The 21,461-nt window shown below is 72.4% G+C and carries 20 protein-coding genes and 3 tRNA genes; 15 read left to right on the top strand and 8 right to left on the bottom strand.

The window, feature by feature from the left end:
* Positions 1–109: 109 nt before the first annotated feature.
* The 6 genes from SPI96_RS09125 (at position 110) to SPI96_RS09100 (ending at position 6,152) form a co-directional block, all read left to right on the top strand.
* Positions 110–1,459, top strand: a complete 1,350-nt coding sequence (locus SPI96_RS09125; RefSeq protein WP_321082052.1) for an Nramp family divalent metal transporter — start codon at positions 110–112, stop codon at positions 1,457–1,459.
* Positions 1,459–3,390 carry a BCCT family transporter gene (locus SPI96_RS09120; protein ID WP_321082051.1) on the top strand — a complete coding sequence of 644 codons (1,932 nt, stop codon included), beginning with the start codon at positions 1,459–1,461 and terminating at the stop codon, positions 3,388–3,390. The genes SPI96_RS09125 and SPI96_RS09120 overlap by 1 nt, the downstream gene beginning before the upstream one ends.
* A gap of 4 nt (positions 3,391–3,394) precedes the next feature.
* Positions 3,395–3,520 carry a hypothetical protein gene (locus tag SPI96_RS09115; protein ID WP_321082050.1) on the top strand — a complete coding sequence of 42 codons (126 nt, stop codon included), beginning with the start codon at positions 3,395–3,397 and terminating at the stop codon, positions 3,518–3,520.
* A gap of 113 nt (positions 3,521–3,633) precedes the next feature.
* Positions 3,634–4,155, top strand: a complete 522-nt coding sequence (locus tag SPI96_RS09110) for a GNAT family N-acetyltransferase (RefSeq protein ID WP_321082049.1) — start codon at positions 3,634–3,636, stop codon at positions 4,153–4,155.
* Positions 4,152–5,030 (top strand): spermidine synthase, encoded by an 879-nt coding sequence (locus tag SPI96_RS09105; protein ID WP_321082048.1) that lies wholly within the window; start codon positions 4,152–4,154, stop codon positions 5,028–5,030. Before SPI96_RS09110 ends, SPI96_RS09105 begins: the two co-directional genes overlap by 4 nt.
* A gap of 129 nt (positions 5,031–5,159) precedes the next feature.
* Positions 5,160–6,152 carry a universal stress protein gene (locus tag SPI96_RS09100; protein ID WP_321082047.1) on the top strand — a complete coding sequence of 331 codons (993 nt, stop codon included), beginning with the start codon at positions 5,160–5,162 and terminating at the stop codon, positions 6,150–6,152.
* Positions 6,153–6,221: 69 nt separating this feature from the next.
* Here the strand turns inward: SPI96_RS09100 and SPI96_RS09095 are convergent, their stop codons facing one another.
* Complete coding sequence (locus SPI96_RS09095; protein ID WP_414601937.1) at positions 6,222–6,575, bottom strand: metallopeptidase family protein; 354 nt, start codon at positions 6,573–6,575, stop codon at positions 6,222–6,224.
* Positions 6,576–6,757: 182 nt separating this feature from the next.
* On the opposite strand from SPI96_RS09095, the gene SPI96_RS09090 reads away from it, so the two are divergent.
* From SPI96_RS09090 to SPI96_RS09075, 4 genes are all read left to right on the top strand, one after another.
* Positions 6,758–6,830, top strand: a tRNA-Glu gene (locus SPI96_RS09090).
* Positions 6,831–6,925: 95 nt separating this feature from the next.
* A tRNA-Asp gene (locus SPI96_RS09085) sits at positions 6,926–6,999 on the top strand.
* 64 nt (positions 7,000–7,063) lie between these two features.
* A tRNA-Phe gene (locus SPI96_RS09080) sits at positions 7,064–7,136 on the top strand.
* A gap of 202 nt (positions 7,137–7,338) precedes the next feature.
* Positions 7,339–9,135 (top strand): BCCT family transporter, encoded by a 1,797-nt coding sequence (locus tag SPI96_RS09075; protein WP_321082045.1) that lies wholly within the window; start codon positions 7,339–7,341, stop codon positions 9,133–9,135.
* A 98-nt stretch (positions 9,136–9,233) separates the two neighbouring features.
* On the opposite strand, the gene SPI96_RS09070 is transcribed toward SPI96_RS09075, so the two are convergent.
* The 3 genes from SPI96_RS09070 to SPI96_RS09060 all read right to left on the bottom strand — a co-directional run bounded on the left by SPI96_RS09070 (position 9,234) and on the right by SPI96_RS09060 (position 13,957).
* On the bottom strand, positions 9,234–10,703 hold the full coding sequence (locus SPI96_RS09070; RefSeq protein WP_414601935.1) for an amino acid permease: 1,470 nt from the start codon (positions 10,701–10,703) through the stop codon (positions 9,234–9,236).
* Positions 10,704–10,782: 79 nt separating this feature from the next.
* Positions 10,783–12,573 (bottom strand): glycoside hydrolase family 13 protein, encoded by a 1,791-nt coding sequence (locus SPI96_RS09065; protein ID WP_321082043.1) that lies wholly within the window; start codon positions 12,571–12,573, stop codon positions 10,783–10,785.
* A gap of 52 nt (positions 12,574–12,625) precedes the next feature.
* Positions 12,626–13,957 carry an MFS transporter gene (locus SPI96_RS09060; RefSeq protein ID WP_321082042.1) on the bottom strand — a complete coding sequence of 444 codons (1,332 nt, stop codon included), beginning with the start codon at positions 13,955–13,957 and terminating at the stop codon, positions 12,626–12,628.
* 158 nt (positions 13,958–14,115) lie between these two features.
* Here SPI96_RS09060 and SPI96_RS09055 point away from each other — a divergent pair, with 158 nt between their 5' ends.
* Together SPI96_RS09055 and SPI96_RS09050 are read left to right on the top strand one after the other, a co-directional pair.
* Positions 14,116–14,796 carry a hypothetical protein gene (locus tag SPI96_RS09055; protein WP_321082041.1) on the top strand — a complete coding sequence of 227 codons (681 nt, stop codon included), beginning with the start codon at positions 14,116–14,118 and terminating at the stop codon, positions 14,794–14,796.
* Between the two features lie 54 nt (positions 14,797–14,850).
* The gene (locus SPI96_RS09050) at positions 14,851–15,429 is read left to right on the top strand and encodes a nitroreductase family protein (RefSeq protein ID WP_321082040.1); all 579 of its coding nucleotides are present in this window, start codon (positions 14,851–14,853) and stop codon (positions 15,427–15,429) included.
* 133 nt (positions 15,430–15,562) lie between these two features.
* Here SPI96_RS09050 and SPI96_RS09045 read toward each other — a convergent pair whose 3' ends face one another.
* From SPI96_RS09045 to nadE, 3 genes are read right to left on the bottom strand one after another with little or no spacing between them, the layout of a single operon-like run.
* Positions 15,563–16,447, bottom strand: a complete 885-nt coding sequence (locus SPI96_RS09045; RefSeq protein WP_321082039.1) for a hypothetical protein — start codon at positions 16,445–16,447, stop codon at positions 15,563–15,565.
* A 35-nt stretch (positions 16,448–16,482) separates the two neighbouring features.
* Positions 16,483–17,310, bottom strand: a complete 828-nt coding sequence (locus SPI96_RS09040; RefSeq protein WP_321082038.1) for an exodeoxyribonuclease III — start codon at positions 17,308–17,310, stop codon at positions 16,483–16,485.
* Between the two features lie 44 nt (positions 17,311–17,354).
* On the bottom strand, positions 17,355–18,287 hold the full coding sequence (nadE, locus tag SPI96_RS09035) for an ammonia-dependent NAD(+) synthetase (RefSeq protein ID WP_321082037.1): 933 nt from the start codon (positions 18,285–18,287) through the stop codon (positions 17,355–17,357).
* A gap of 133 nt (positions 18,288–18,420) precedes the next feature.
* Here nadE and pyrE point away from each other — a divergent pair, with 133 nt between their 5' ends.
* Complete coding sequence (pyrE, locus tag SPI96_RS09030; RefSeq protein WP_321082036.1) at positions 18,421–19,005, top strand: orotate phosphoribosyltransferase; 585 nt, start codon at positions 18,421–18,423, stop codon at positions 19,003–19,005.
* Positions 19,006–19,024: 19 nt separating this feature from the next.
* Here the strand turns inward: pyrE and SPI96_RS09025 are convergent, their stop codons facing one another.
* Positions 19,025–20,137, bottom strand: a complete 1,113-nt coding sequence (locus tag SPI96_RS09025; protein ID WP_321082035.1) for a magnesium and cobalt transport protein CorA — start codon at positions 20,135–20,137, stop codon at positions 19,025–19,027.
* 150 nt (positions 20,138–20,287) lie between these two features.
* On the opposite strand from SPI96_RS09025, the gene SPI96_RS09020 reads away from it, so the two are divergent.
* A complete protein-coding gene (locus SPI96_RS09020) occupies positions 20,288–20,650 on the top strand; it encodes a hypothetical protein (protein ID WP_321082034.1) in 363 nt (120 codons plus the stop codon).
* On the top strand, positions 20,647–21,327 hold the full coding sequence (locus tag SPI96_RS09015) for a TrmH family RNA methyltransferase (protein WP_414601936.1): 681 nt from the start codon (positions 20,647–20,649) through the stop codon (positions 21,325–21,327). Before SPI96_RS09020 ends, SPI96_RS09015 begins: the two co-directional genes overlap by 4 nt.
* The last annotated feature ends 134 nt before the right edge of the window (positions 21,328–21,461 follow it).

The raw sequence follows: 21,461 nt of genomic DNA, 5'->3' as shown, positions 1-21,461 counted from the left end.
ATGACACACGGCGACTCCACAGGCGACGGCGAATACCCTTCTCTTCGACACCGCACGTCCCGGATCGCCCCAGGTGGGGCACCGGGACCACACAGAGAGGGGGGCCGTGATGGCCTCGCACAGCCACGTCGACTCGGCCCGCCCGGTGCACAATCCGACCATCGTCGGGTTCACCGAGGCTGAGCTCAACGAGAAGCCCATCAGGCCGAAGCTCACGTCACTGGGCCCGGGCATCGTCGCCGCCGCCACCGGCGTGGGCGCCGCAGACCTGGTCGCCACGCTGACCGCCGGATCCCGCTACGGCTACATGCTCATGTGGGCGGTGGTGCTCGGCGTGATCCTGAAGATCGTGCTCGTCGAGGGCACCGGCCGGTACTACCTGTCCACCGGCAAGACCATCTTCCAGGGCTGGCGGTCCCTCGGGGCCTGGACCACCTGGTACTTCGGCCCCTACATCCTGATCTGGGGCTTCGTATACGGCGCGACCGCCATGTCCTCCACCGCGCTGCCGCTGGCTGCACTGTTCCCCGCGGTGGACGCGAAGGTCTTCGCGATCGCCGCCGGCCTGGTCGGCCTGGGCCTGGTGTGGCTGAACAAGTACCGCCTCATCGAGACCCTCATGACGATCCTCATCGGCGTCATGTTCGTGACCGTGCTGCTCTCCGCGGCACTGACCGTCCCGAACGTGGGCGCGATCCTCGAGGGCCTGATCCCCCGCATCCCCTCCGGCGACCCCAACGTCATGTTCTACGTGCTCGGCCTGGCCGGCGGCGTGGGCGGCACCATCACCCTGGCCGCCTACGGCTACTGGCTGCGCGAGAAGGGATGGAACGTCCCGAAGTACATGCGGATCATGCGCTTCGACAACGCCACCAGCTACATCCTCACCGGCATCTTCGTCATCGCCACCATGATCATGGGCGTCGAGCTGCTGCACTCGGCGAACATCGCGATCTCCTCGGGGGACAGGGGCCTCGTGGACGTGGGCGACGTCCTCGCCGACCGCTACGGCCAGACCTGGGCCACCGTGTTCCTGATCGGCTTCTTCGCCGCGTCCTTCTCCTCCCTGCTGGGCGTGTGGCACGGTGTGTCCCTGATGTTCGCTGACTTCTGGGCGAACTTCCGTAAGCCCGCCGACCAGCTGGACCAGGACGACGCCCCGTCCCTGTCCTCCACCCCGGCCCGCTTCTTCCTGGTGTGGATCACCCTGCCCCCGATGGCCCTGCTGTTCCTGGACCGCCCGATCTTCCTGATCCTGCTCTACGGCACGCTCGGCGCCCTGTTCATGCCGTTCCTGGCAGTGACCCTGCTGTTCCTCAACAACTCGAAGAAGGTCCCCTCCCGGTTCCGCAACGGCTGGGTGAACAACATCCTGCTCGGCGTCACCACCGCGATCTTCCTGCTCCTCGGCGCCAACGAGCTGTACAAGGCCCTGCAGCCGCTGTTCGGCGGTGCCTGATGCGCTCGAGGTTCATCCGGGAGATCACCTACCCCCACGACATCCACCCGGCCCTCGTGCCCGGCGTGTCCATCGAGGACCAGCGGGTCCGGTACGGCGTGGACAAGGCGATCGTCGCCGTCGTCGGGGTGCTGGTGATCGGCTTCGTGACGTGGGGCGTGCTGCGCCCCCAGACCGTCCAGGAGGTCTCCACCGCCGCCCTGAACTGGGTGATGCTCAACCTCGGATGGGTGTTCACCACCCTGGCCATCGGCATGGTGCTGTTCCTGCTCGCCCTGGCCTTCTCCCGCTACGGGCGCATCACCCTCGGCCTGGACGGGGAGAAGCCCGAGTACTCCACCCCCTCCTGGGCGGCCATGCTGTTCGCCGCGGGCATCGGCATCGGCATCATCTTCTTCGGCCCCTACGAGCCGCTGAGCTACTACCTGTCCCCGCGCCCCGGCGCCTACGAGGCCGGCAGCGCCGAGGCCGTCACCGGGGCCATGGCCCAGGCCGCGCTGCACTGGGGGATCAACGCGTGGGCCATCTACGCCATCGTCGGGTTGGCCGTGGCGTACGTGTCCTACCGGCGCGGGCGCGTGCCCCTGATGAGCTCCATCCTCATGCCGCTGTTCGGCAGGAAGGAGGACTCCAGCTCCCTCGGCGCCCGGGTGATCGACTCCCTCGCGATCATCGCCACCCTGTTCGGCACCGCCGCCTCCCTCGGCATCGGCGCGCTGCAGATCGGCCGCGGCGCAGAGATCGTCACCGGCTGGTCCTTTGCAGGCAACGCCGCCGCCATGGGCATCATCGCCGTGCTCACCCTCGGCACCATCGCCTCGGCCGTCTCCGGCGTCGCCAAGGGCATCCGCTGGCTGTCCAACATCAACATGGTGCTGGCCCTCGGGCTCGCGCTGTTCTTCTTCGTCGTGGGCCCCACCGCGTTCCTGCTGAACGTGCTGCCCGCCGTCGTCGTGAAGTACGCCGCCACCGCCCCGGACGCGCTCGCCGCGAGCATGGCCGACGGCCCCGAGACCCAGGCGTTCCTCTCCTCCTGGACCACGTTCTACTGGGCCTGGTGGGTCAGCTGGGCACCGTTCGTGGGCGTGTTCGTCGCGAAGATCTCGCGCGGGCGCACCATCCGGCAGTTCGTGCTCGGTGCCCTGTTCATCCCCTCCGCGGTGATCATCGCCGCGTTCACGATCATCGGCGGCACCACCATCTGGCTGCAGCGCGAGACCGGCGCGATCGCCCCGGACGGCACCGCCGCCTCCCTGCCCGCCCCCGCGGAGATCTTCTGGGTGGTGCTGGACCAGCTGCCCGGCGCCTCCGTGGTGGCCCCCGTGGTGCTCGTGATGCTCGCGGTCTTCTTCATCACCACCGCGGACTCCGCCTCCCTCGTGAACTCGCAGCTGTCCCAGCGCGGGGCACCCGCACCGAAGCGCTGGATCACCGCGTTCTGGGCGCTGTGCATGGCGGGGATCGCCGTCGTCATGCTCCTGACCGGCGGGGACACCGCCCTGACCGGCCTGCAGAACCTCATCACCATCACCGCCCTGCCCTTCGCGGTGGTGCTCGTGCTGATGGCCGTGGCCCTGTACCGGGAGCTGCGCAACGACCCCGCCGCCATCCGCGGACGCTACGAGCGGGCCGCCCTGGAGAAAGCCGTGCGCCGCGGCATCGCCGACCACGGCGACGACTTCACCCTGGCCGTGCAGCAGGTGCCCGCCGACAGCCCCTACGCCGCCGGCGGCGACTTCGACTCGCACGCCCCCGAGGTCACCGACTGGTACCGGCGCACCGACGAGCACGGCGAGCCCGTCGAGTACGACTACACCACCGGTGAATACCAGGACGGGGGCGGCTCCCACGAGGCCGGCACCCACGAGCCCGGCACCCGCGGCCGCGGCGCCGCTGACCCTCGCGTGCGGGAGCAGGCGGAGGCAGACTGATCCCATGATCGTCGCCTTCTCCGTCTCCCCCTCCGGCGCCCCCGCCGACGTCGGCCACGCCCCCTCCCGTGACGGCGACCCCGCCTCGGTGCACGAGGCCGTGGCGGCCGCGCTCGCGGAGCGCCCGTGACGGCTGGGGCGGAGCCGGCCCCGATCCGCTGCGGAAACGACCCCTCTGAGGCCCTCTGCAGGTGCGAGAAGGGTCGTTTCCGCAGCAGATCTCGTGAAGCCTCTGAGCCGCCCGTGCTGCGGCGCGCCACGGCCGCCGACCTGCCGGCCGTGCTGGCCATGAAGAACCTCGCCTGGCGGGAGACCTACGGCCACCTCCTGTCCGAGCGGTACCTGGCGGGCAAGGACGAGGTGCTGCCGCTGGCGGTGGAGGCCTGGACGGACCTGCTGGACCAGCCCGGCACTGAGGTGTGGCTGGCCGAGGAGGCCGGGGGCACCGTCGTCGGGATGGCCACCGCCGGTCCCGCGGAGGACGAGGCCCTCGGCCCCGACGGGCGTGAGCTGGTGGCCCTGTACGTGCTGGCGCGCCGGCAGGGCACAGGGCTGGGGCACCGGCTGCTCGAGGCCGCGCTCGCGGACGCGCCCGCCCGCCTGGACGTGCTCGTGGGCAACGACCGGGCCGTGCGGTTCTACGAGCGGCACGGATTCCGTGCGGAGGGGGAGCCGGTGGCGCTCGGCGGCCCCTGGGGGTCGGCCCGGGAGCAGCGCATGGTCCGCGGGGGTGCCCGGCCCGGCGGGGCAGAATCGTCGGCATGATCACCCCGGGAACGTTCCCCATCTCCTCCGGCGCCGCCGAGATCCTCCCGGACCCGTGGACCGACGGCGTCTTCCTGCTCAAGGTCAACGGGGTGGAGTCCTCACAGCTGAACCCGGACCGGCCGGAGACGCTCGGCTTCGAATACATGCGCTGGTCCGCGGCCGTGCTGCGGCACCGGTTCGCCCCGGATGTGGACCGACTGCGGGTGTTGCACCTGGGCGGGGCCGGGTGCACCTTCGCCCGGTGGGTCACGCATGTGTGGCCGCAGGCGCATCAGCTCGCGGTGGAGCTCGACGCCGGCCTGGCCGCCCTGGCACGGGAGCGCTTCGCCCTGCCGCGGGCCCCGCAGCTGAAGATCCGGGTGGGCGAGGCCGGGGAGGTGCTGGCCGGGCTGCGCCCGGAGACCCGGGAGGTGATCGTGCGGGACGTGTTCGCCCCTGAGGACCTCCCGTTTCCCACACCGGAGCGCTCTGGGGACCTCCCGTTTCCCGAACGGGAGCGCAGGGGGGAGGGGGTGCATGTCACGCCGGCGCACCTGACCGGGCTGACGGCCGCGGCCCACGCCGCGCGGGTGCTCGTGCCCGGCGGGGTGTACCTGCTGAACATCGGCGGCGGGCCGGACCTCACCTCGGTGCGCCGGGAGGTCGCCGCCCTGACCGCCACCTTCCCCCATGTGGAGGTCATGGCGGACCCGGCCATGCTCAAGGGCCGCCGCCGCGGCAACGTGATCGCCGCCGCCTCCACCCTCCCGCTCGCGGCCGAGGCCCTGGGCGGGCGCGCCGGCCTGGCCCGGGACCTGCTCGCCGACGCCCTCCCGGCCCGTCTGGTGGACGACGTCGGCCGGTTCGTCGCCGGCGCCGCCCCCGCGCCCTGACCTGCGGCAGGCCCGAATGTGTCGTCTCCGAGGCGCCCTGACCATGTGCTGTGCAGGGCGTGAGGACTAGGCTGAGGGCATCAGCCGGCCTCACCGCTGAGGTCGGCCCGGTCGACACAGGAGGTCGCCATGTCCCACCATCACACCATCGAGGCCGGTCAGGTCGAGGAGGCCCCGTTGGGTGTCGTCGTCGGCGTGGACGGCTCGGAGCAGTCGGTCGCCGCGGCGGTCTGGGCCCAGCGTGAGGCCGGGTGCCGCCAGGAGCCCCTCACGCTCGTCACGGCCTACACCGCCCCCGCTGTCTGGGGGTACGGCATGGAGGGTGTGAGCCCGGTGCTGGACGACGAGCGGATCTCCGGCGGCCTCCAGGCCCTCCTCGAGGAGGTCGCCGGCCGCCTCGACCAGGACGGTGTGAAGCCCGCCCTGCGCGTGGAGACCGGCGACCCCGTCCGCGTCCTGCTGGACCTCTCCGCCCACGCCACCCTGCTGGTGGTGGGTGCCCGCAGCCGTGAAGGCTTCATCGGCCGTCTGCTCGGCTCCGTCGCCTCCGCCCTGCCCGGCCACGCACGCTGCCCCGTGGCGATCGTCCCCTCCGGCGGGGAGACCACCCGCGCCCACCGCGGCGGCCCCGTGGTGGTCGGTGTGGACGGTTCGGAGCAGGCCCGTGCCGCCGCCCTCGCCGCGGCGGAGGAGGCCCACCTGCGCGGGGCTCCCCTGCGCATGATCACCGCGCTGCCCCCGCTCGGGGCCAACGCCGTGTGGCTCGGGCTGACCGTGGATGAGGAGGCCCGCGCCCAGGAGATCGCCGCCCGTCTCGACGCCGGCGCCCGCTGGCTGCAGGACGTCGTCCCCGGCCTGGAGGTGAGCACCGAGGTGCTCAACGGCTCCCCCGTGGAGGTGATGGCCTCCGAGACCCGCGCCGCGCGTCTGGCGGTCATCGGCACCCGTGGCATGGGCGGCGTCGCCGGGGCCCTGATGGGCTCCACCAGCCGCAGCGTGGCCGAGCACCTGCACGGGCCGCTGCTCGTGGTCCCCTACCGCGAGGACGAGCGCCTGGCCCGCCGCCGGGACTTCGGTCCGGTCGCGGAGCAGGAGCCCCCGCGCGGCGTCAGCATGGCCTGAGCGGACCCCCTGAACAGGGCGGGGCGTGCCGGGTGTCGGCGCGCCCCGCGCGTCGTCCCGGGGAAGGCCTCAGCCCCAGCCGAGCTCGTGCAGCCGCTGCTCGTCGATGCCGAAGAAGTGCCCCACCTCGTGCATCACGGTCACGGTGATCTCCCGTTCCAGCTCGGACCGGCTGCGGCAGTGGCGGGTGAGCGGGCCCCGGAACACCACGATCCGGTCCGGCATCTGCCAGGGCAGGTCCCCGCGCTCGGTGAGGGGGATGCCCTCGTAGAGGCCGAACAGCTCGGTGTCCGGGTCCTCCCAGCGCTGGGGCTCGTACTCCTCCTCCACGACCACCACCACGTTGGTCAGCAGGCGGGCCAGCTCGTCGGGGATGCGCGCCAGGGCGGCGTCGACGGCGGCGTCGAACTCCTCCTCGCTCATCCACTCCGGGCCCTGTGCCTCCGGGGCGGGGGTAGCGGGGCCGGGCACCTCGGGGGTGCCGACGCCGGCGGGATCGGGCTGCGGTGCGGGGGAATCGGTCACGGGGGTCTCCTGGGGGAGTTGCCGGGGGAGTCTCGTCACCATAGACTTCCCAGGCACGTCCGGCGCGTTCTGGACGGTGCGCCCCCATCGTCTAGTGGCCTAGGACACCGCCCTTTCACGGCGGCGACACGGGTTCGAATCCCGTTGGGGGTACGTGCCCGGGCTGGTTTGCGCGGTGCGCAGAGGTTCTGATAGAGTCTCACCTCGTTGCGCAGGGGACTTCCCCTGTGGAATGCACAACAGAACATGGCCCTGTAGCGCAGTTGGTTAGCGCGCCGCCCTGTCACGGCGGAGGTCGCGGGTTCAAGTCCCGTCAGGGTCGCTCGGATCATCCGATCGCCGGAGGATTCCGGTGTCAATGGAGATCTAGGTGACGAGAGTCGCCGGGCTCTGTAGCTCAGTTGGTAGAGCGTACGACTGAAAATCGTAAGGTCACCGGATCGACGCCGGTCGGAGCCACACGGAGTGAGAAGGCCCCCGCAGCAGCGGGGGCCTTCTTCGTTCCCGGAACCCCCTCTGACCAGGGACGACGGCGCCCGCCTCCTGAGTGGCGGCACGAGTCACGGGCCCGTGTGAGAGTGCTCACGCCCACCTCCGAGATCATGCGGCCGGCACAAGGATGAAGCGTCAGCCGCGGCACGTCGGTGTCTACGGTGGAGGGATGACCGACACCACTCCACCCCATTCCCCGCACTCTCCACCCGGCCGGGGCGCCACGGCCGTCGAGGCCTCCGCGAGCTCCGAGGTGGCCCCCGCCACGGCCAGCGGTGCCGCCCGGGCCCGCGTGCTCCTGCCCTGGGTCTTCTGGCCCTCCTCGCTGATCGTGCTCTCCTTCGTGGGCGCCACCCTGCTGTTCCCGGATCAGATGAACAGCATCATCGGCGACGTGCAGGCCGCGATCATCAGCAGCTTCTCCTGGTGGTACGCGCTGGTCGCGTTCTTCTTCGTCGTGTTCTGCGGCTACCTCATCTTCTCGCGCAAGGGCGACATCACCCTGGGTGCGCCGGATGAGAAGCCCGAGTTCACCACCGTCTCCTGGTTCTCGTTGCTGTTCGCCGCAGGCATGGGCATCGGCCTGGTGTTCTTCGGTATGACCGAGCCCCTGATGCACTACGTGGGCCCCCGCCCGGACCTGGCCGCCACGAACCCCACCCAGGCGCAGGCGGCCGAATCCGCCCTGGCGACCACGTTCCTGCACTGGGGCCTGCAGCCCTGGGCGATCTACGCCGTCGTGGGTGTGGCCGTGGGCCTGGCGATCCACCGCCGCGGCCGCCCGCTGTCCCTGCGGTGGGCGTTCGAGCCGCTGCTCGGCGAGCGCCGCACGCGCGGTGGCTGGGGCCACCTGATCGACAACATCGCCCTGATCGGCACCGTGTTCGGTGTGGCCACCTCCCTCGGCCTGGGCGTCACCCAGATGGGTGCGGGCCTGCGCTCCCTGGGCGTCGTGCCGGAGGACTCCGCCTGGCTCGAGTACGCGATGATCGCGATGGTGACCCTTGTGGTCCTCTACACCGTGGTCTCCGGTGTGGAGCGCGGCATGAAGTGGCTCTCCAACATCAACCTGATCCTGGCCGCCGGCCTGCTGGTGTTCCTCGCGTTCGTGGGCCCCACCGCGTTCCTGTTCAAGGAGATGGTGCAGTCCTTCGGCCACTACCTGCAGTACTTCTTCGCGAACTCCCTGAACGTCTCGGCGTTCTACGGGGACGACGGCGACGCCTGGCAGGCCGGCTGGACCGCCTACTACTGGGGCTGGTGGATGTCCTGGACGCCGTTCGTGGGCATCTTCATCGCCCGCATCTCCCGCGGACGCACCGTGCGTGAGTTCCTGATGGGCGTGCTGCTCGTGCCGACCCTCGTGTGTGTGGTGTGGTTCGGCATCCTCGGCGGCACCGCCATCTACCTGGAGACCGTGAACCCGGCGGGCTACACCTCCGTGGTGGGCGCGGACGGGTCGATCGACTCGAACTCCGCCCTGTTCCAGGTGCTGGAGCAGCTGCCGGCCGGCACGATGCTCGTGATCGGGGCGATCCTGCTCTCGGCGATCTTCTTCGTGACCTCCGCGGATTCCGGCGCGCTCGTGATGGGCATGCTGGCCACCGGTGGGGACGTCAACCCGAGGACCACGGTGAAGATCTTCTTCGCCATCGCCACCGCCTTCATGGCCGCCGCGCTGCTGGCCGCGGGCGGTCTGCAGGCGATCCAGACGCTGGCCATCACCATCGGTCTGCCGTTCTCCGTGCTCATGCTGGTGATGTGTGTGGCCACGCACCGTTCGCTGGGCTACTCGGTGGCCCGTGTGAGGGCCGTGCGCCGGCAGGCCCAGCTGGCCTCCATCAAGGACCGGCTCGGCCTGGACACGGACGATCCGGACGTCGCGGACGCCGAGCGGCTGCCCGCGTTCGCCGCCGCGCCCGCCCCTGCCCCCGCGCACGACGCCGGCCGCACCCCGCGCGCCTGAGCGTTCCGGACGGCAACGAAGGAGGCCCTCCCCGGTTCCCCGGGGAGGGCCTCCTTCGTGTGTGCCGGCGGGTCGCCCCGCAGGGCACCGGCAGGGGGTCAGCCCTCGGTGTGGGACGGGACCGTGGGCAGCACGCCGGTGCGGTCGTGCACGGCCGCGGACTTTCGCACGCCGGTGGTGAACCAGGCGATCGTCAGCAGCACCGTGGAGAGCGCGCCGATCATCAGGGCCTGCCGGGAGCCCGGGGTGAGGAGCATGCCGCCGGCCACGACCGCCACGAACAGCAGGCCGAAGGCGTTGCCGAACACACCGCCGGGCATGGAGAACGCCGGGACGGGCGCGCCCGCGGCACGCATGCGGCGGCGCATCGCCAGGTGGGAGATGAGGATCATCGACCATGTGAGGACCACCGCGTAGGAGGCCACACCGGCCACCACGCTGAACAGCTCACCGTTGGTGGTGATCAGCACGGCGCCGACCACCATGACCCCCAGCATCACGAGCACGGCCAGCCACGGCACGCCGCCGCGGTGCACCCGGGTGAACGTGTGCGGGGCCTGGCCGTCCTTGGCCATGGCGTAGAGCAGGCGGCCGGCGGCGTAGATGCACGCGTTGATCGCGGACACCGCGGCGGTGAGGACCACGAAGTTCAGCAGGTGCGCGGCGAAGGGCACCCCGAGCTTCTCGAAGATCTGCACGAACGGGCTGGCACTGCCGTCCACGGACTGCCAGGACATCAGCGACATGATCACGATCATGGTGCCCACGTAGAACAGCAGGATGCGCAGGGGCACACTGTTGATGGCCCGCGGGATCGCCTGGGACGGGTCCTTGGCCTCGCCCGCGGCCACACCGAGGGTCTCGATGCCGCCGAAGGAGAACGTCACGATGGTCAGGGCCACGATGACCCCGGAGAAGCCCATCGGCAGGAACCCGCCGTGCTCCCAGAGGTTGTGCAGGCCGGCGGTGGTGCCGTCGTCGGCCTCGGCGCCCATGAACATCAGGATGACGCCGCCGAAGATCATGGCGACGATCGCGAGGACCTTGATGAGGGAGAGCCAGAACTCGGCCTCGCCGAAGTTGCCGACGTGGATGAGGTTGATCAGGCCGATCACCATGATCGTGGCCGCCACCCACACCCAGGCGGGTACGCCCGGGAACCACATCTGCATGTACTTGGTGATGGCGAAGGTGTCCGCCACGATCACCACGGCCAGCTCGAACACGAAGGTCCAGCCGGTCAGGTACCCGGCGAACGGGCCCAGGTAGCGGGAGGCGTAGGCGGCGAAGGAGCCGGAGACCGGTTCGCGCAGGGTCATCTCGCCGAGGGCGCGCATCACGAGGAACACGGCCAGGCCGGCGATGGCGAAGGAGAGGATCACGCCCGGGCCGGCGGCCTGGATGCCCCCGGCGGAGCCATAGAACAGGCCCGTCCCGATGGCCGTGCCCAGGGCGATGAACATGATGTGGCGCTTGCTCAGGCCACGGTGCAGCCCGGCCTCGGCCGGGGTGTCGGTCGCCGTGGGGGCGGCCGAGTCGGGGGTATGGGCCACGGGGACTCCTGACATTCGGTGGACGTGACACGTCATGATGGACCACGCACGGCCACCGCGTCACCACATGTCGGGGGTGTCCTCCTTCCGGGGCTCAGCCCAGCAGGAACCAGCCGGCGACGTCGGGGCCGAGCAGGCCGTCCACGAGCGCCTCCTCCTCGGGCAGGGACAGCAGCACCGGCTCCGCCCCGGCGGGCAGTGCCGTGGGTTCGGCGGAGAGGTTGGCCACCACCAGCAGGGTGCGCTCCGGGATCGGCTCGCCCGAGCCCAGGTGCCGGCCCCCGCCCGTGGTGACCGTGAACGCCAGCACCCCCTCGGCCGGACGGTGCAGGTCCGCCCAGGCGAACACCCCGGTGCCGAGCTCGGCCTCGGCGCGCAGCTGCAGCAGCTGCCGGTACAGCTCGAACGAGGAGCCCTCTACCCCCACCTGGCGGTCTGCGGCGAGCGCCCGGAAGGACTTCGGCTGCGGCAGCCACGGTGTGGCGTCCGCGCCTCCGGAGAAGCCCAGGCCGGGCTCGTCCGCGGCCCAGGGCAGGGGGATCCGGCAGCCGTCCCGGCCGGGCTCGGCGCCCCCGGTGCGGAAGAAGTACGGGTCCTGGCGGTGCTCGGGGGCCAGGGTGGTGTGCTCGGGCAGGCCCAGCTCGTCGCCCTGGTAGATGTAGGCGGAGCCGGGCAGAGCCAGTTCGATCATCGCCGCCGCCCGTGCCCGGCGCCGGCCCAGGGCCTCGTCCGGCTGCTCGTGCTCCGCGGTCAGCCCCGCCGGGTAGGAGCTGGGGTCCGCCAAGCCGTAGCGGGAGGTGTGGCGGACGGTGTCGTGGTTGGAGAGCACCCAGGTGTTCGGGGCCCCGACCTTCTCGGCCTCCCGGAAGGAGCGGGTGATCGCCGAGGAGAGCGACTCGGCGTCCCACCCGGCCATGAGGTAGGTGAAGTTGAAGGTCTGGTGCATCTCGTCCGGGCGGACGTAGCGGAACATGCGCGGCAGCGGGGCCACCCACGCCTCGGCCACCATCATCGGCTCGTGCGGGTAGGAGTCCAGCAGGCGCCGCCAGGAGCGGTAGACCTCGTGCACGCCGTCCTGGTCGATGAACGGCATGGCCGGCTCGTGGGCGTCCACGTCGAACGCAGGGTCCTCGTCCTCGCCGGCGTCGGTGACCATGCCCATGCGGGGCTGCTCGGCGTCCGGGTAGCCGGGCTTCTTGATGAGCCCGTGGGCCACGTCCACGCGGAAGCCGTCCACGCCGCGGTCCAGCCAGAACCGCAGGATGGACTCGAACTCCTCGCGGACCTCCGGGTTCTCCCAGTTCAGGTCCGGCTGGGTGGTGTCGAACAGGTGCAGGTACCACTGGCCGGGGGCGCCGTCCGCCTCGGTCACACGGGACCAGGCGCCGCCGCCGAACGTGGACTGCCAGTTGTTCGGGGGCAGCTGGCCGTGCTCCCCGCGGCCCTCGGTGAAGTGGTAGCGGGCGCGCTCGGCGGAGCCCGGGGCGGCGGCCAGGGCCGCCTGGAACCAGGCGTGCTCGCTGGAGGTGTGGTTGGGCACGAGGTCCACGATCACCCGGATGCCGGCCTCGTGGGCGGCGGCGATCATCTCGTCGGCGTCCTCGAGCGTGCCGAAGCGCGGGTCGACGGTGCGGTAGTCGGCGACGTCGTAGCCGGCGTCGTTCTGCGGGGACAGGTAGAAGGGGGAGAGCCAGATCGCGTCCACCCCGAGGGCCTGCAGGTAGGGCAGGCGGGCGGTGACGCCGGGCAGGTCGCCCATGCCGTCGCCGTCGCCGTCGGCGAAGGAGCGCGGGTACACCTGGTAGATCACCGCGTCCGACCACCACGCCGTGGTGGGGCGGTTGCGGGCTTCCGAGGGCGGTGTGCTCAGCGGCTGCGTGCTCATGGGTCCCAGGGTAGGCGGACGGGCGGACACCCGGCAGGGTGGGCCCGGCGGCTCACCGGCCCCCGGAGACCTCCGGCAGGCGCAGCCCGGCCACCGCGCCGGCCCCGCCGAGCACCGCCAGGAGCAGCAGGGCCCCGGGCACGCTCACCGCCGCGACGGCCGAGCTCACCGCCCCCACCACCAGCAGGATCACACCCATCACCGTGTTGGAGACGGCCGTGTACAGGGTGCGGGTGTCCCCGGAGGCCATGTCCACCAGGTAGGTCTTGCGGCCCATCCGCACCCCCGTGTGCAGCAGGGTCACCAGGAAGAACGCCCCCACCAGCACCAGGCCCGCGGCACCGCCCGGGGGCAGCACCGGCCACGCCGTCAGGACGAGGGCGGCCACGATCACCGCCGAGGCTGCCCCCGCCGCCCAGGACATCAGCCGACGGCTGGAGCGGTCCGCGACCCGCCCGAACAGGCGCCCTCCGATCAGTGAGGCCGCCCCGGAGGCGATCACGAACCCGCCCAGCCCGGCCAGCGCGTCCGTGCCCGCCTCGAGGGAGAGCACCACGAAGAACGGCGGGCTCAGGGAGGTCACCAGCAGCAGGGCCCGCACTGTCACGAACCGGCGGAACGGCGCGTCCTCGCGCAGCAGGGACCAGGACCGGCGCAGGGGGGAGGGAGCGTCGTCGTCGTCCGCTGTGTCTGTGGCCTCCTCCGGGTCCTGCGCGGGCTCGCGCACCCTCAGGTACACCAACGCCACCCCCACCCAGAGCGCCGCGCCCAGGCCCAGCAGCGCGGCGAGGCCGCCGGCCGTGAGGGCGTCCCCGCCCAGCCAGCGGATCCCCAGGCCGAGGGTGACGGCCACCAGCCCGGAGGCCGTCGTCGCCAGGCCTGTGATCTGCCCGCGCTCACCTTTGGGCACCGTGCGCCCCTGCACGTCCTTGGACGCGATCGAGCACAGGCACCGGCCCAGCGCGAACACGGCCAGCGCCCCCAGGATCACGACGCCGGCCCCCAGCCCCCGGCCGAGGGCGGCGGTGGCGGCCATCGCGGCTGCGGAGGCCGCCTGCACCAGCGCGCCGAGGGCGAACACCCGTCTGCGGTGGCGGGCGCGCAGCACGAAGGGGGTGAGGAACGCCTGCGGGAGCATGGACAGCGACTCGCGGATCGGCTTGAGCAGGCCGGTGAGTCCGGCCGGCACGCCCAACACGGCGAACAGCCACGGCAGCACCGTGCCCGCGTTCACCACCTGGTCCCCGGAGGACTGCAGGGTGGTGGCGCCCACCAGGCGCAGCCCGTTGGCGGGGACGTCCCGGCGCACCTGCTCAGGCAGGGCCTGGTCGGCGTCCTCGCTGCGGGTGACGAGGCGGGAGTAGATCCTCTCGGCGGTGCTCACCCCGTCACCGTAGCGGGCTGGCGGCCGGGTGGGGGTCGCCGTGGCCCGAGACGCGGCGCGACGACGGCGGTACAGTGGCGGCACAGGTAGGTCGGGGGGGGGGGCGTCTCTCAGGGAAGGTCCCGCCGACCCCGTCGCTGCTGCTGAAGGAGACCCCCATGACCGCTCGCCACCCGTCCCTCCTCTCCGGAGCCGGCCTGCTCACGGCGGGACTGCTGCTCGTCGGCTGCGCCGGCCCGCAGCTCCAGGCTCAGACGTCGGCCTCCGGCACGTCGGCCTCCCCGGCGGCCCAGACGGCCCAGGCGACCGTCCCGACCGCCGCGGGCTCCGCCTCCTCCGCGTCCGAGGACGCCCCCGCCACCCTCATCCGCTACCCCAGCTACACCACGGCGGACCAGATGCGCGAGGCCGCGGAGATGGTCGTGGTCGGCCGCGTCGTCTCGGCGCGTGAGGAGGAGGGCGACCTCATGGCCGAGCCGGGCGCCGTCCCCAACCCCCAGGACCCCGAGCCCCTGATCCTGCCCTCCACCGTCTACACCGTGGAGATCACGTCGGTGCTCTCTGGCCGCGCCACCCCCGGGCACACGGTGCAGGTGCGCGTGCTCGACGGCACGCAGGACGGGCAGAGCGCCGTGCTGCCCGCCGTCCCGGAGCTGTCCGTGGGGTCCGGGCGGCTGTACCTGTTCCACCTCGTGCAGGGCGGCACCCACCTGACGCCGATCAACCCGCAGGAGGGCGTGCTGGCGCTCGAGGGTGACCACGTGCGGGCCCTCGGCGAGACCGCCCTGCCCGCCGCGGAGCTCGAACGGCTCACGGCCGCCGTCGCCCAGGCCGGCTGAGCCTCTGACCCCCGGCCATGGGGCCCGGCGCCGGGATGCGGCATCATCGAGCCCATGAAGCACTTCGACGACCCCGTCCTGCAGGCCATGGCCTCCCGCCGGTCCGTGTCCAAGGTGGGCCCGGCCACCCCCACGGACGAGGAGATCGCCCGGCTGCTGGCCGCCGTCACCCCCGTCGCGGACCACAAGGCGCTGCGCCCCTGGCGGCTGATCCTGCTGCGCGGGGACGACCGGCGCGTGCTCGGCGAGGCCCTCGACGCCGCCGCCGGCACTGTGCGTGAGCCGGGGGAGGTGAATCCCAAGCCGTTCCGCGCGGAGCTGCTGATCGCCGTCGTCGCCCGGCACACCGAGCACGAGAAGGTCCCCGCCTGGGAGCAGCACGCCACCGCCGCTGGCGCCGCGCACCTGCTCGAGCTCGCGCTGTGGCAGGCCGGCTGGGGTGTGATGTGGCGCTCCGGCCCGCACACCAACGCCCCGCAGGTGCGTGCCGCCCATGGGGTGGGTGAGGACGAGCTGCTCATGGGCTGGCTGTACGTCGGCGACGTCGACCCTCACCACCGCGAGCGCCTCGCCGCCTCCCACAAGCCGGCCCTGGACCCGGCCCCGTTCCTGGGCGCGATGCCGCGCGGGTGAGGGGGCGGCCGAGGGGTGCGCTCACGGCTCCCCGCCGGCCCCGTCCAGATCCGCTGCGGAAACGACCCCTCTGAGGGCGGGCCAGCGGTTCAGAGGGGTCGTTTCTGCAGCGGATCCCCGAGGCTAGACACTCTCAGCCGGCATGCGCGAGCATCCCCACCGGCCCCCAGCGTCGGTTGAGCCGCTGCTGCGCGAGGCCGGCGGTCACCTCGTCCCCCTCATCGAGTGCGTCGACCAGCGTCCAGAGGTCGAACACGGAATCGTCCGGCCACACGTGCGGGGTCAGCCCCGCGTAGTCCAACTCCAGCACGGAGTCGGGGTGGAAGGCCTGCAGCCAGGGGAGCATCACGGCCAACTCCCCGAGCAGCTCCGCCTCCGGGGCCTGCCGGGCCAGCACGGCCGCCGCATGGCTGGCCCGCTCGAGGGCCGCGGCCACGGGCGCCTGCCGGTAGGCCGTGGTCTCCCCGTCCACCAGGCGCCGCACGGGCTCCTCCGGGTCGAACACCACGAGCCACGCGTGCGGCACCCCCCACAGGGCGGTGCGGGTCTGCACCCGGTGGGTCCGTCCGTCAGTGTCCGCATCCTGGTGGGCGGTGCCTGCGGGGGCGGCGCCTGCCGCGTCCGGGTCGGGGGACAGCCCCCACTCGTCCTCGAGGGCGGCCAGCACCCGGCCCCGGTTCGCGGCGCGGGCCGCCGCCGGGACGGCCGCCTCCACCACCACCGGGTCCTGACCCCGCTCGAGCAGCGCCGCAGCCATCTCGGCCCGCAGCGCGAGCTCGTCCGGGCAGTAGAACGCGGAGCCGTCCACCTCGAGCACCCGCACGAGGTCGTCCTCCCCGGGCTCGGGGAACGGGTCCGGGACGCGCCGCAGCAGACGACGCCGGGCCCTCTCCCGTGCCTCGGCCTCCACCTCGGCGCGGCTGCGGTGGGCGGAGGCCACCAGGCGCGCGGCGACGGCGTCCGGGTACGCGGACAACGGCTGGAAGACGCGCAGGTGCGCGGCGGCGGCGGTGCGCATGCTCAACGGAGGCGGGGGCCGGCGTCGTGCACGGCTCAGCCCAGCTCCACGACCACGGGGGCGTGGTCCGAGGCACCCTTGCCCTTGCGCTCGTCCCGGTCGATCCACGCGTCCGTGACCGTGTCCGCCAGGGCGGGCGAGAGCAGCTGGAAGTCGATCCGCATGCCCTGCCTCTTCGGGAAGCGCAGCTGCGTGTAGTCCCAGTACGTGTACACGCCCGGGCCGGGGTGGCGGGGACGCACCGGGTCCACCAGGCCGGCGTCCTCGAACGCGCCGAACGCGGCCCGCTCCGGCTCGGAGACGTGCGTCAGCCCGTTGTCCAGGAAGAACTGCATGTCCCAGACGTCCTCGTCCTGCGGGGCGATGTTCCAGTCGCCCACCAGGGCCAGGCGCGTGGCGTCGTCGTCGGCCAGGCGCTCGCGGGCGTGCTCGGCGAGCACCCGCAGCCACTCCAGCTTGTAGCCCATGTGCTCGTCCTGCAGGCCGCGCCCGTTGGGCACGTACAGGCTCCACAGGCGCACCGGCCCGACGCCGTCGGCGGACTCCGCGCCCACGGTCGCCCCGATCGCGCGGGCCTCGAGGGCAGGGTCCTTGCCGCCCTTGCCGAAGTGCGGCTGCCCGGGGAAGCCGCGCTGCACGTCCGTGAGGCCCACACGGGAGGCGATCGCCACCCCGTTCCACTGGGACAGGCCGAAGTGCGCGACCTCGTAGCCGGCGCGCTCGAACAGTTCCCAGGGGAAGTTCTCGTCCCGGCACTTGGTCTCCTGCATGGCCAGCACGTCCACGTCGTGGCGCTGAAGGAAGGCCTCCACGCGGTCGGCGCGGGCACGGAGGGAGTTGACGTTCCAGGTGGCGATCTTCACCCGGCCAGGCTATCGAAGGGAGGGCCGTCGAGGGCCGGCCGGGCTCACCGCCACCAGGTGTCGTGGATCTCCACGGGGGTGGTGCGCTTGTGGCGGCTGCGCAGCCAGATGCCCTCGAGCCGCTCGGCGACGGCCCCGTCCACCTTGCGGCCCTCGAGGTACGCGTCGATGTCCGCGTAGGTGAGGCCGAGCTCGTCCTCGTCAGTGCGGCCGGGGGTGCCGTCCAGCAGGTCCGCGGTGGGCACCTTGGACCACAGGGCCTCGGGGGCGCCGAGCTCGCGGGCCAGGGCCCGCACCTGGGACTTGTTCAGCCCGGACAGCGGCAGCACGTCCGCGCCGCCGTCGCCGAACTTCGTGAAGAACCCGGTGATGGACTCCGCGGCGTGGTCCGTGCCGATCACCAGCTGGCCGTGGGCGCCGGCGAGCGCGTACTGGGCGGTCATGCGCACCCGGGCCTTCACGTTGCCCTTGTTGTAGTCGCTGATCTGGCCGCCGGTGGCGCGGGCGAACTCCGCGGCGACGCCGTCCACGCCCTCGGCCACGTTGAAGGTCACCTGGCGGTCGGCGTCCACGAACGCCATGGCGGCCTGGGCCTCGGCCTCATCGTGCTGCACCCGGTAGGGCAGGCGCACCGCGGTGAACACGGGGTGCTCGGGGGAGGGGGTGGCGTCGTCCCCGGCTCCGGAGGGGGAGGATCCGGCGGAGGAGGCCGCGGGCGCGGGGGTGCCGGTGGGGCCGCCCAGGGCGACGGCGTCGGGCACGCCGAGCTCGGCGCGGCGTCGCTCCACGGCCAGCTGGGCCAGGCGCCCGGCGGTGCTGGAGTCCACCCCGCCGGAGATGCCGAGCACGAACCCGGAGGCGCCGGTGGCCACGAGGTAGTCGACCAGGAACTGCACACGGGCCTCGACCTCGGCCGCCGGGTCGATCTCGGGCCGCACGCCCAGCTCGGCGATGATCTGCTGCTGGAGTTCACGCATGGGGCCAGCGTAGGGGGCGGATGTGTCCGGGGCATGACGGGGGAGCCTCCCGTTTCCCGAACGGGAGTGCCCGGGGGAGCCTCCCGTTTCTCGAACGGGAGTGCCGGGGGTGGGGCCGCCGTAGCATGGGCGCATGACCGATGCGCAGACCACCACCCCCACCCCTGAGCAGGACCGCGCCCGCCTGAAGGAGCTGATCCAGGAGCTCGCCGTCGTGCACGGCCGGGTCACCCTGTCCTCCGGCAAGGAGGCCGACTACTACGTGGACCTGCGCCGCGTGACCCTCCACCATGAGGCCGCCCCGCTGATCGGCCGCGTGATGCTGCGCCTGCTCGAGGACAACGGCATCGAGTTCGAGACCATGGGCGGGCTCACCATGGGCGCGGACCCGGTGGCCACCGCGATGATGCACCAGGCCGTCGCCCAGGGCCGGGACCTGGACGCGTTCGTGGTCCGCAAGGCCCAGAAGTCCTACGGCATGGGCCGCCAGGTCGAGGGCCCGGGCGTGGAGGGCCGGAAGGTCGTCGTGCTTGAGGACACCTCCACCACCGGCGGGTCCGCGCTGACCGCCGTCGAGGGCGTGCGGAAGGCCGGCGGTGACGTGCAGGCCGTGGCCGTGATCGTGGACCGCGCCACCGGCGCCGCCGAGCGCGTGGCCGAGGAAGCCGGCGTGCCCTACCTGTACGCCTTCGGCAAGGACGAGCTCGGCCTGGCCTGAGCCGCCCTCCCGCCGCGGGTCAGAGCCAGTCGGCCCGGCGGAACAGCGTGTACAGGGTGACGGCCACAGCGGCCATCAGCCCCAGGGCGAACGGGTAGCCCCACGCCCAGTGCAACTCGGGCATCCGGTCGAAGTTCATGCCGTAGATCGAGCCGATCAGCTGCGGGGCGAAGATGATCGCCGCCCAGGACGAGATCCGCTTGACCTGCTCGTTCTGCTCGATCGCCTGCTCCGCGAGCCGCTTGGAGGCCAGCGTGGAGTCCAGCTCCAGGGCGTTGGCGAGCATCGCGCGCATGGAGCCCACACGCTCGCTGATCTGCACGGCGTGGTCGTGCACGTCGCGCAGGCGCCGCAGGTTCTCCAGCTCGACGGCGTCCGCGGCCGCCGCCCGCTCGGCGGCCTCCTCGTCCGGCACCTCGGGCAGGCCGTCCTCGTCGAGGGGAGCGTCGCCGTCGTGGGCGTGGGAGCCGTTGGAGGAGGCGGCCCGGCGGGCCTGCACGTCCGCCTGGAGCTGCTCGACCATCGCAGGCAGGGCCCGGATGGCCCGCTCGAAGTGGATGACCTCGCGGGAGAGCTCGTAGATGCGCCGGGAGACGGCGGCGTCCCCGGAGAAGATCTGGTCCTCGATCTCGCGGATGTCCTGTTCGAGGCCCTCGGCCACCGGGAAGTAGCCGTCCACCACGCGGTCCAGGATCTCGAAGTTCACCTGGCGCGGGCCCTGGGCCAGCAGCTCCGGGTGCTCGGTCTCCAGGCGGCGGCGCAGCCCGGCCAGGTCCGGCTCCTCGGCGTGGCGGACCGTCACCACGTAGTCCGCCCCGGTGAACACGGCGAGCTCACCGAACTCCACGGTCTCGGTCTCGTCCACGTACCGGGCCGGGTGCAGCACCATGAACCAGTCGTCCCCGTAGCGGTCCAGTTTGGAGCGCTCGCCGCCGGCCAGGGCGTCCTCCACGGCCAGCGGGTGCAGGTGCAGCTCGTCGGTGACCCCCTGCAACTCCTCCCCGTCCGGGCGGTACAGGCCGATCCAGGCCATGCCGCCCATGGCCTGGCACGCTTCCCAGGTCTGCTCGAGGGTGGTGGGGGCGTGCAGGCGGCGGCCGTCCTTGTAGACGGCGTTGTCGATCATGGTCACGCCACCCATTCTCCCCGACGTTCCCGTTCGAGAAACGGGAGGTCCTCTGACCACTCCCGTTCGAGAAACGGGAGCCTCCCCCCACCACTCCCGTTCGAGAAACGGGCGCCCAGCGGGACAGCGCCCAGCCGCTCGCCGTAGCGTGGACCCATGACCACGCACTCCAGCACCCCCTCCCGCGACGGCCTCACCCTGCTGCCCGCCGAGGCCGTGCGCACCGCCCCCATCACCGCCCTCGGGCTCATCGGCGGCTACCTCACCGCCCGCGAGACCGGCATCCGCCCGCTCGGCGGCGCGGTCCTGGCCGCCGCCGGCCTCTACGCGGGCCGCACGTGGCTGGCCAAGGGCGGCCCCGCCGTCGCCGGTGGCCTCGGCGCGCTGTACCTGGGTGGCTTCGGCGCCTCCCACCCGCTGGCCAAGCGGATCGGCGCGTGGCCGTCCGTGCTCACCGTGACCGCGGCCGCCGCCGGTGCGGCCTGGGCCGCCGTCGACCGCAAGGACGGCCGCCGCTGAACGGGCCCGTACCCCACCGGCCCCACCACGACGACGGCGCCCCGCCCCCGGAGGACGGGGCGCCGGAGCGCGTGGTCGGCGTCGGCCCGTGGTCCGGGCCGTGGCCGGAAGATGCCCGCTACGATCCGGAGCTGCTGCGTGAGGGCGACCGGCGCAACGTGGTGGACCGGTACCGGTACTGGTCCCTCGAGGCGATCGTCGCGGACCTGGACGCCCGGCGGCATCCGTTCCATGTGGCCATCGAGAACTGGCAGCACGACCTGAACATCGGCACCGTGGTGCGCACCGCCAACGCGTTCAACGCCGCTGGGGTGCACATCATCGGGCGGCGGCGCTGGAACCGCCGCGGGGCGATGGTCACGGACCGCTACCTGCACGTTCACCACCACGAGACGGTCGAGGAGTTCACCGCGTGGGCCGCGGCCGAGGGGCTGCCCGTGCTCGGGGTGGACCTGTTCCCGGAGTCCGTGCCGATCGAGGCGTTCGACTTCCCGCGCGCGTGCGTGCTGGTGTTCGGCCAGGAGGGACCGGGGCTGTCCGAGGAGGTCCGCCAGGCCGCGGACGCGGTGCTGTCCATCGCCCAGTACGGCTCCACGCGGTCCATCAACGCGGGCGTGGCCGCCGGCATCGCGATGCACGCCTGGATCCGGCAGCACGCCGCGGGGAGCCGTCCTTGACTTCCACTCCAACTCATCTTACAATCGGCCCATCACTTCGCGGTTGGTGCGGTGACTTCTTGGAGAGGGTGTCAGAATGCGGGTAAGAAGAGAAGTGGCAGGGTGGGTTGCGAGTATCTTGCTCCTCATGTGCT

Source organism: Micrococcus sp., from assembly GCF_034179925.1.
Taxonomy (GTDB): Bacteria; Actinomycetota; Actinomycetes; order Actinomycetales; family Micrococcaceae; genus Micrococcus.
Note: the sequence above shows the minus strand (reverse complement) of the source record. Positions and strands in the feature narration are given on the sequence as shown.